The organism is Treponema sp. R6D11 (genome assembly GCF_054786075.1).
The window spans coordinates 20,967-31,157 of record NZ_BDHD01000011.1 but is presented as its reverse complement, the minus strand read 5'-3'; the positions used below and the strand labels follow the sequence as shown (position 1 = coordinate 31,157).

The 10,191-nt window shown below is 41.2% G+C and carries 9 protein-coding genes; 6 read left to right on the top strand and 3 right to left on the bottom strand.

Features of this window, described 5'->3' with window-relative positions; genetic code table 11:
* The first annotated feature begins 120 nt into the window (after window positions 1–120).
* From ACYVTD_RS02520 to ACYVTD_RS02505, 4 genes are read left to right on the top strand one after another with little or no spacing between them, the layout of a single operon-like run.
* The gene (locus tag ACYVTD_RS02520) at window positions 121–492 is read left to right on the top strand and encodes a very short patch repair endonuclease (RefSeq protein WP_461246203.1); all 372 of its coding nucleotides are present in this window, start codon (window positions 121–123) and stop codon (window positions 490–492) included.
* Window positions 489–1,358 carry an electron transfer flavoprotein subunit beta/FixA family protein gene (locus ACYVTD_RS02515; RefSeq protein ID WP_461246202.1) on the top strand — a complete coding sequence of 290 codons (870 nt, stop codon included), beginning with the start codon at window positions 489–491 and terminating at the stop codon, window positions 1,356–1,358. The genes ACYVTD_RS02520 and ACYVTD_RS02515 overlap by 4 nt, the downstream gene beginning before the upstream one ends.
* 9 nt (window positions 1,359–1,367) lie before the next feature.
* Window positions 1,368–2,378 (top strand): electron transfer flavoprotein subunit alpha/FixB family protein, encoded by a 1,011-nt coding sequence (locus tag ACYVTD_RS02510; RefSeq protein WP_461246201.1) that lies wholly within the window; start codon window positions 1,368–1,370, stop codon window positions 2,376–2,378.
* A 10-nt stretch (window positions 2,379–2,388) separates the two neighbouring features.
* Window positions 2,389–4,110 carry an acyl-CoA dehydrogenase family protein gene (locus ACYVTD_RS02505; protein WP_461246200.1) on the top strand — a complete coding sequence of 574 codons (1,722 nt, stop codon included), beginning with the start codon at window positions 2,389–2,391 and terminating at the stop codon, window positions 4,108–4,110.
* A 39-nt stretch (window positions 4,111–4,149) separates the two neighbouring features.
* Here the strand turns inward: ACYVTD_RS02505 and ACYVTD_RS02500 are convergent, their stop codons facing one another.
* The 3 genes from ACYVTD_RS02500 to ACYVTD_RS02490 all read right to left on the bottom strand — a co-directional run bounded on the left by ACYVTD_RS02500 (window position 4,150) and on the right by ACYVTD_RS02490 (window position 7,951).
* On the bottom strand, window positions 4,150–4,821 hold the full coding sequence (locus ACYVTD_RS02500; protein ID WP_461246199.1) for an HAD family hydrolase: 672 nt from the start codon (window positions 4,819–4,821) through the stop codon (window positions 4,150–4,152).
* A 135-nt stretch (window positions 4,822–4,956) separates the two neighbouring features.
* Complete coding sequence (locus ACYVTD_RS02495) at window positions 4,957–6,525, bottom strand: Ppx/GppA phosphatase family protein (RefSeq protein ID WP_461246198.1); 1,569 nt, start codon at window positions 6,523–6,525, stop codon at window positions 4,957–4,959.
* A gap of 1 nt (window position 6,526) precedes the next feature.
* Window positions 6,527–7,951, bottom strand: a complete 1,425-nt coding sequence (locus ACYVTD_RS02490) for an MGH1-like glycoside hydrolase domain-containing protein (protein ID WP_461246197.1) — start codon at window positions 7,949–7,951, stop codon at window positions 6,527–6,529.
* Between the two features lie 163 nt (window positions 7,952–8,114).
* Between ACYVTD_RS02490 and ACYVTD_RS02485 the strand changes: the two genes are divergently transcribed.
* Together ACYVTD_RS02485 and ACYVTD_RS02480 are read left to right on the top strand one after the other, a co-directional pair.
* Window positions 8,115–9,161, top strand: coding sequence for a hypothetical protein (locus ACYVTD_RS02485; protein WP_461246196.1), 1,047 nt, complete (start codon window positions 8,115–8,117; stop codon window positions 9,159–9,161).
* A complete protein-coding gene (locus ACYVTD_RS02480; protein ID WP_461246195.1) occupies window positions 9,158–10,009 on the top strand; it encodes a DNA adenine methylase in 852 nt (283 codons plus the stop codon). The genes ACYVTD_RS02485 and ACYVTD_RS02480 overlap by 4 nt, the downstream gene beginning before the upstream one ends.
* Window positions 10,010–10,191: the final 182 nt, after the last annotated feature.

The window sequence follows — 10,191 nt, the reverse complement described above, 5'->3', positions numbered from 1 at the left end:
GTCGGGATTATTATAGCGAATTTTAGACAGTTATCAATACATTGTCATGGCAAAAAACTGCAATAAAACACGTAATATTGAGGGCATTTGACCCTACTGTGAACAAAAATTCATAAAACAATGCCAGCGGTAATTGTAAGTAATGACACGTCCAATAAATTAATTATAATAAACCAAATGGATAAATTAACCCCGGAACAACGCCATAAGTGCATGTCGCACATACGCAGTACCGAAACAAAGCCGGAAATATTTTTTCGCAAAGCTTTATGGAAATGGGGTATCAGGTACAGAAAAAACGTCAGGGGGCTTTTTGGAGCTCCCGACATCGCAATCAAAAAATACAAAATCGTAATTTTTATTGACGGAGATTTTTGGCATGGGAACGATTGGAAAAAGAGGCATTTTTCGTCCCAAGAAAAACTTTTGTCGTCATATTCGGATTTCTGGCAAAAGAAGATAAGGCGTAATATCGCAAGGAGCCAAAAGTGAAGATTATTGTTTTGGTAAAACAGGTGCCAGACACCAAAAATATTACGGGGGACGCTATGACGCCTGAGGGAACTGTTAATCGTTCCGCTCTTCCGGCTGTTTTTAACCCCGACGACCTTTATGCGTTGGAAGCGGCGCTTCAAATTAAAGATAAAAACCCGGGTACAACTGTAACTGTGATAACTATGGGTCCTCCGGCGGCGGCGGCAGTGCTGAAAGAATGTCTTTACAGGGGAGCGGATTTTACCGCCCTTGTTTCGGACAGAGGTTTTGCCGGAGCTGATACCCTTGCCACTTCTTACGCTCTTAAATGTGCGATAGAAAAAGTCGGCGGTTACGACCTTGTGCTGTGCGGAAGGCAGGCAATCGACGGCGATACCGCTCAAGTTGGTCCGCAGACTGCGGAGAAACTTGGAATAAATCAGATAACGTGCGTTTCAAAAATCGATAAAATCGATGCGTCAAAAAAAGAAATTACCGCTGTCCGTTCAATCGAGGGTGGCTGGGAAAAAGTTAAGGCAAAAATGCCAGTCCTTCTTACTTTTACCGAGGAAGGAGAATCGCCCAGACCCGCTTCCGCCGTCAAAACTTGCGCTTTCAAAAAGGCGGCTCCTGTCGCCGGAACCGCAGGCTCTCCGAATGATCCTTTTGCGGAAGGGACTCAAAGCGCGAACCCGATGGCGTTATGGGACATCGCCGCAATCAACGCCGATCCTGTTCATTGCGGGCTTTCAGGTTCGCCTACCAAGGTGAAGAAAATCGATTCTGTTGTGCTTACCGCCGCAGATATAAGGTATATCGAACCGACCGAGACCGGAGTCAGCGAGTTGATTCACGGTCTTATTGCGGATCATACATTTGGATAAGGGGAAAATATGAGCGATAACAGTGTAATGGTTTACATACAACAACATGAAGGAAAAGCGGCGGAGGTAAGTTTGGAGCTTGTCTCGAAAGCCCGTGAGCTTGCGGATAAATTAAAGGTCGAGGTTAGTGCCGCTCTTTTCGGCGAGAAGGTAAGCGGAGAAGTTTCACGCCTTGCATCGCTTGGAGCGGATCGTGTTTACATAGCGGAAGATTCTCATCTTAAATATTATACGCCGATACCTTACAGCAAATTGATGAATCAAGTTGTCGAGGAATACAAGCCGCAAATTGTTTTGTTTGGTGCGACAACCGAAGGGCGTGATCTTGCTCCTCGTGTAGCATCGCACTTAAAAGTTGGGCTAACGGCGGATTGTACGGATTTGCAAATTGGAGACCACACGCAAAAAGACACCGAGTACAAAGATATTCTGTATCAGATACGTCCCGCTTTCGGCGGCAACATTATCGCAACGATTGTAAGCCCAGAGAAAAAACCGCAGATGGCGACTGTCCGTGAAGGCGTTATGCGAATGGCACAGCCCAACAATTCACGAAAAGCCGAAACTGTAAAAATTAAAACTTCGCTTGGAGCGAATGATTTTCTTACGGAAATTATCGAGCGTGTAATGGAAGAAAAATCCGTCAACTTAAAAGGGGCACAGATTATTGTTGCAGGCGGTATGGGCGTGGGAAGCAAAGAAAACTTCGCACTTATCCGAGAACTTGCCCAAACGCTTGGTGCGGAAGTTGGAGCTTCCCGTGCGGCGGTGGATCAGGGTTTTATCGGCAAAGAACATCAGGTTGGGCAGACTGGGACTACAGTGCGTCCAAAACTTTACATCGCCTGCGGCATTTCCGGGGCAATTCAACATCGAGCCGGCATGGACGGATCAGCCAGAATTATCGCCATTAACAACGATCCCGAAGCGCCTATTTTCGGCGTAGCGCATTACGGCATTGTGGGAGACCTAAACGAAGTTATCCCAAAAATGATCAAGGCTTACAAGGCAAGGGTTTAAGGAGCAATCAATGGAAAATTTTTTAACAGATAACGAAGATATTTTATTTCATTTGGATCATATTGATCTTGATCGTATTATTAAATTAAAAGAGGACAACTTTGAGCAGGCAAAACAATTTGCCCACGCTCCCACGGATATTGAAGACGCAAAAGATTCATACCGCAGAATTTTGTCCATCATCGGGGAAATCGCAGGGGAACACATGGCTCCTAACGCCCCCGCTGTCGATGAAAATGGTCCTACTTTGGCAAATAATCAAGTTACGCTTAATCCCGCTACAAAAAAAGCGTTGGATATGTTGGCAAAAGCCGACATGATGGGCTTTGTCATTCCACGCAGATACGGCGGACTGAATATGCCCAATACGATTCTTACAATCGGAGCGGACATTTTATCCCGGGCGGACGGCTCTTTTCTTAACTTCGGTTTACAGCAGGACAATGCCGGAACGATAAATAAATTTGCGTCGGAAGAACAGAAGCAGGCTTTTCTGCCAAAACTATGTTCCGGCGAATGGGATTCTTCGATGGTTTTGACGGAACCCGACGCAGGTAGCGATTTGCAGTCGGTAAACTTAAAAGCGACTCAAGATGCGGACGGAAAATGGCACTTGAACGGTGTTAAACGCTTTATCACTAATGGGTGCGCTACTATCGCTCTTGTTCTTGCCCGAAGCGAGGAAAAAGGAAAGGGAGCAAGAGGACTTTCGTTCTTCCTGTACAAACGTGACGACAAAATGATTATCCGCAGATTGGAGCATAAACTTGGCATACACGGCTCTCCCACTTGCGAGCTTCAATTTAACAACGCACCTGCGGAATTAATCGGCGAGCGTCAGCGTGGTCTTACCAAATACACTTTGTGGCTGATGAATAACGCACGTCTTGGCGTAGCCGCTCAGGGCGTGGGCATTGCCGAAGCCGCATATCGAGAGGCTGATCTTTACGCCGCTAAACGTATTCAGTTTGGCGCACCTGTTCGTGATCTGCCCCCTGTTTTTGAAATGCTTACCGAGATGAAAGTTGCCGTAGAAGCGGGACGCACTCTGTTATACGAAACAGCCCGTTTTGTCGATTTGAAAGAAGTACTGGAAGAATACTCCGACAGTCACCCCGATGAAAAGGGCGAGATTATCGAGGAGAAAAAGAAATACGCAAAACTCGCAGGCTTGTTTACGCCTGTGGTAAAAGCCTACACGACGGAGATGGCGAACAAAGTTTCCAACGACGCAATTCAGATACACGGCGGAACAGGTTACATGAAAGAGTTTAACATTGAACGCCACTACCGAGACGCAAGAATCACCAACATTTACGAAGGCACAACTCAATTACAGGTTGTAGCCGCCATTGGTCCCGTAACATCGGGAGTGGCTCAGTCGATTCTGGATGAGTACGACAAAGCAAATTATAATCACGGGGCTGACCTTCTTGCAAAAGTTCGTGAGGCACGCAAAGTTTTTGACGAGACGTTGGAGTACGCAAAGTCATACAAAGACAACGAACATTTTTTAACATACCACTCACGAAGACTCGTAGAAATGGCGACCGATTTAATCATCAGCTACCTGTTCCTGCGTGACGGCAACCACAGCGAACGCAAACAAAAAGTAGCGGCAATTTTTATCGCAAAGATGCCTTCACGAATAAAAGCGAATAGAGATTTTATCATGTGTGATGACGCAACATTGTTGAAGAATTACAAGGCGGTAATTGACGCAAGTAAGTAGAGGGGTTTTACTATACCAGACAATAAATAAATAACCCCTTCAAACCTTCAAGTACTTCGCCGCTTGCTTCAAATTCTTACACCGATGCCAAACAGTGGCAAGTATTTCTTTTGACGGCTCAAGAAGGTCTTTAATAAAAATTGATCTTATCCCTGCGGCGTGTAGTCCTTGAAGCCCCGGAGGTGAATCTTCAAAGCCTACGCAGGCGGAGGGCGGCGTGTTCAGTTTTTGCGCCGCAAGGAGGAAAATATCGGGGGCGGGTTTTCCGTTTGTTACTTCTTCGCCGCAGGTAAGAGTAGCAAAACGGTCAATTATACCGGCTTTGCTTAACATATTAATTGCAGTGGCGCTTCGGGAAGAAGTGGCGACGCCTAGCGGTATCTTTGCGGCGGAAAGACGATCCAGCAAAAACATAAGACCGGGTTTTAATGGAACTCCGTTTTTTTCAACTTCTTTTTTTACAATCTCTCTGAATTTATCGCGAATAGCGTCATAAGGAAAATTGTCGCCGAATTCTTCTTTCATAACCAATCGGGCTTTTTCGGCGCTTATCCCCACCATGCGAAGAACAATGTCATAAGTTATTTCGTATCCAAAAGGTTTACCGGCAATTCCCCAAAAAGGAATTGTCAGATTTTCCGTGTCAAACATAAGACCGTCCATGTCAAAAATGACGGCGGAAGGGCGGAAAGCTCTTTCTTTAAATTTCATTATTAACCCTGAAAACATCTAAAAACTTCAGTTTTTAGATGTTTTCATAACCTATGAAGAAAATCGCTTTACAATAACTCTTTACGTTGTAATGAATTAGCGACGGACTTTAGTCCGATTCTTCGAGGAACCTCTTTAACTTAAAATGACTTTGTATCCAAATACATCTTGAAACATTCCGCCCTTTTCTTCAATACCCATTAATTCAAGGGAAAGATCATAAACCTTATCGACATGGACGACTACTGTTTCCGAGCGACGCTCCACTGTAATTTTTTTAACTTGTTGAGTATGACCGCGATCCAAAGCGTCCGCAACTCTTAAAATGGAAGCCATTTTAAGAACAAGAACGCGCTCCTCTCGCTGGAGTGTCATAAACTCAAGATCTGAATGTGTTGGAGGTTCACCGCGATGGCAATTAATTACGTTGGCAATTATTTCAAGCTCGTCTTGATGAAGCCCAAAAATTTCCGAGTTAGCGACAATGTACTGACCGTGTTTTTGATGTCCCGACTCTTTGATGTAAGTACCGACATCGTGCAGAGTAGCGGCGGTTTCCAGCATTATCCTATGCCGCCTGTTCATACCGTGTTCTTTCACAAGAGCGTCAAAAATTGTCATGCAATGGTTAGCGACAAGTTTGCAATGTGCCTCGTCAAAATGGTATTTGCGCCCAAGGTTAAGGGCGGAAGCGATAATTTGCGAAAAAAATTCGTCCTGCAAAGAGGAATCAACGCCTGAAACTAAATCGACAAGATAGCCGTCTCGAATCGTAACAAGCGGAACTGCGATGCTTGCGGCTCCGGTTTGTTCAAGAAAAAGTTTGAGTACCAAAAGACCCAAAACAAAACCTTCGGCTTCGGCATAAGTTATTCCAAATTCTTTCATGCAGTCTTCTATGCTGTAGTTGCGGATTTTTTCTAGAAACTTAATAAAATCTTCCCTATCAATAATGCGGCAATTTTCGTTTAATTCTTTTCCCGCCTTTTCCGCGACAATACGCGCGTCTCCGCTGGAAGCCACTAACACCCGCACATGGGCAAGATCCATTTCCATGTTTAAATGTCCAAGGGTATTTTTTATATTCTCATTCAGATAACGTTCATAAAAAGCGCCTGTATTAAATCCCTGTCGTGAGCGTTGATCAATAATTATCGTTCCCATTTTTAAACTGTGAGCCGCTACCATCTGTCCGCGCCGAAGGAGCATAATTTCCGTAGAGCCGCCGCCAATCTCGATGATCATCGAATTGGCTTTCCAAAAAAGAGGAAGATCCTGCTTCAGCGCAAAACGCACCGCAAGATACATCAGCCTGTTTTCCTCGATACCTTCTACAATGGAAAGTTTAAATCCTGTTTCCTGATATATTCTGTCAATAAAAATATCTCTGTTACGCGCCGCACGAAGGGCGCTTGTAGCGATAACATGAATGTTGTTATCCGCAATGCCCCACCCCGACAAAAGCTCGCGGTAATTTTGAAGAACAGAAAGACACTCAAGTATTGATTCGCGCGAAAGTAATCGGGAAGTAAAAACATCGCGCCCAAGAGAGGCGGGACGCATCGCCCTGTCCAACACTTGCCAGCTTCCGTTTGAATGAATCTCGGCGATATTCAATCTTATTCCCGTAGAGCCTATTTCTATTATCGCGGTTAGCGTTGTTCCGTCAGAGGGTTTATAAGTTGAAATTTCTATATCGCTCATATTACAGTTTATCAATAAGGATTGAACATTTACCAGAGGGAATTGGTAGTGTTTTTTCTTTTACACCAAGAATATTAATAGTAAAGTAATAAAGTTTTTCGCTTTCCATGTGTATTTCCCAGCCTCTTCCGCTTTTGTTGGAAAGAATCGTAATCATATTATTTTTAAGCGAAAGATTTTCCACGCCCATAATTTCCAAACTTGGAATAACCCAATCCACTGTTTTACGAGGCAGCGATATTGAAAGTCCGACAATATTTTCGATGATAAGGCAGATAGTTGAAAGAGCGTCGTAAGTTAAATACTGCGGACGGGGGAAAGTGGGTTTACCCGACCATTTTGCGGGACCTTCTTTTGTGGGTAAATACGCTTCCCACAAATTTCCCTTGTGATGATTCCCGTCTGGACTCATTGAATCGAGCATGAAGTATACATGCCTAATCGCGCACTCACGAGCCAAGTCCCAGCGTTGATAGCGTTCAAGTCCTTTTATAACCATAAACGTAAGATAAGGAAAAACCGATCCTCTAAAGCCGCGCCCTGTCTCGTCAAATTCTTTTTCAGATAACGCAAGGGAAGGAAAGGGGTGAGCCGTGCCGAAATATTTCGGGTCGGAAAGTTTTTCGATAATGCGCTCGGCTTTTTCCCCATTGGGAATTTCCGCCAAAAGCGGCAGATACCCGGCAATCGTTTTAATGGGGACTTGTTTTTCGTTTTTGTTAATGTCGTAGTAAAAGCCGTCAGTAGCATTGTACATCAATGTATTTATTCTTGTTTTAAGGGAGAAATAAAGCCGCTTGTATTGAAAGCTCGTTTCTTTGTCGTTCAAAATATCCGCAAGGGCGGAAATATAGAGCATATTTATCGCCATCATGGTGTTGAAGTCCATGGGGTAATAAGCGTCCCCACGGGGCGCATTTGCCATTCCGCCGGCTCCAAGTGGCACTTTATACAGTCCGTTGGGCTTTTTGAAAGTATTATCGATCCATGTTGAATATTTGCATAAAGCCGTTAAAGTGTCCTTAACACGCTTTTTATTGCCTGATTTATGGTAGATATTGTACTCCGCCCATGCAAAAAGGGGCATTCCAAGCCCTTCCGGGTTGTCTTTTTCGATTACCGGCTCCCCCGAATTGACGTCATAGGCGGAGCGGATAGCCCCATTTTCCTCCTGACGGCTATAAAAGAGGTCTAAAGTTGAATGAGCCTGGAAAATACTATTGGAGTACACCAGAAAAAACGAGGAAAGGATAGCGTCGGTCTGAGTTACCACCTGAGAATCGGGGTAAGAGAAGATTTTTCCTTCTATTTTGCTCTTTTCGCCGCCGCTAATCCAGCAATCTTGTATCCACGCCCATGTTTTATCGTAAATATCGACAAAATCCTGATCATAAAAGTGGATTTTGGGGAAATCGTGCTTAGTCACCAAGTCTCCTTAAAACACTAAAAACATATACAACCTTTTAAATATACTACGAAATTGCCCATTCTGCCATGAATTTTTTACGAATTTTGCAAAAAGTTAGCGGTTTTGGGGGAAAGGAATGAAAAGTAATGACGAATTGATAAGGATATAGTATATTGCGAATATGGTTATAAATGCTAAAATTACAGGCATAAAATATACCCCATCGCTTTGCGATCATCTTATTACATACCAAGCCGCCGAATTTGAATCGGTTTTAAATAAAAATACTGTATTTTTGCTGGATATTAACGGACATTCTATAGCGATTAGTAAATGGGTTTCCCCAAAACGTACTCGGTCATATCCCGGGGCTAGAGTTTATAATACATTAGGGTATTTTGGGAAAAAGGTGACAATAATTCCTTTTGTAAAAGATGAAGGGGCGGACGGTGATAGAGACTTTATTCAATGGGATACAATATCTTTAATGAGTTTATTAGGTGTTTATGTGATAGTCGCATTTTATTCAAAAGCCGGTAAAAACGATAATTATAAAAATAAAATAACAAACCAGATATTTGATTCAGAATTTATCATTGCAGAATTAGATAAATTATTATCATATCAATCAGATGCGTTACATTGGAATATTGAACAAATTAATAATATAACAATTCCCGCAAACATGGCAAAACATTCTTATTGCAGGATTCAAAATGAATTAAATGTAAAAATGCATTCCATTACCGAAATGGATAATCGAATTAAAATAATTTTACAAGGCAAAGACGAATTTATGAATACATCTAGAAATTCTGCAAAAGAAGCGCAAATTAGGGAAACACATACTATTCAGCCAAAAGAAAAAGTAACAGATGGAATAAAAGCGCAAATAAATATCACTAATTATTTAGGCGGAACATATTATTTAACTTGTGATGAGGCGAAAATAATTAATAATGAAATTCATATTATAGAGGCTAAACATACTAAATATGGAGAAATCCCTTCTTTAGATGATATTAAAGAAGGTTTTATAAAAATGATATTGTTTTCAAATTTAAAAGCTGTAACAGTAAATGATAAAGAATTAAATCCAATACCATTTTTGAAACTTACATCAGAAAGTACAAATATTAATTTAGCAGATGAGCTGATAAAGAAAATAATATTTGAAGCAAAAACAAATAATTTTAAATTAATTTTACCGGATGGGAAAATTATATGAAATTACAAGCCCTTACGCCCTTGCGTTATCCTGGCGGAAAAACAAGAGCGGTTAAAACAATACTTCCTTTATTGCCAAAAGAATTTTCAGAGTTTCGTGAGCCGTTTGTCGGCGGCGGTTCTGTTTTTTTAGCGGCAAAACAAATTAGAAACGCAAAATATGTAATTAATGATTTAAATTTTGATTTATATTGTTTTTGGAAATACGCAAAAGAAGATAATGCAAAACTCTATGAAGCAATTAAACATATAAAAGATACAGAAAATGACGGTCGGGCTTTATTTTATTCTTACAAAGAAAAAGAAGAATACTCGGATTTTGAACGAGCTGTCCGTTTTTTTGTTTTGAATAGAATTTCATTTTCAGGAACGGTAGATTCAGGTGGCTATTCCGAGAAATCATTTCATGAGCGTTTTACATATTCTTCTATAGAGCGGATAAAACCGCTTGAAAAAATGCTGCAAGAAGTGACAATATGCAATAAAAGTTATGAAGAAATAATTTTTGCGGACGGAAAAAACGTTTTTATTTTTTTAGATCCGCCGTATTATACACAGGTTAATTCGCGTCTTTATGGTAAAAATGGTTATTTACATACTTCATTTGATCATGAAAAATTTGCATACGATATGAAAAACTGCAAGCATAACTGGATAATCACATTGGATAATACCGATAAAATAAAAGAACTATTTGATTTTGCATATATTTATGAATGGGAATTACAGTATGGAATGAATAATTATAAACAAGATAAAGCGGAAATAGGAAAGGAATTATTTATTTCAAATCATAAATTACACAAAGTGGAAAAAAGGGAACTAAATTATAATTTTGAGTTTAATTAGAAAATAAATCGCCAACTTTCTTAATCAAACGGCTTCTGATAAAATCGCCCGTTAAGCTGATCGGTCTTTAGAACATTGATAAACGCTTCATCGTCAATTTGCCTTGTTGCGTGTACTATTTTTTTAAGATCATTGGAAAATTAACACATTTTATTCTATAATTTATTTATGGGTACAATTTG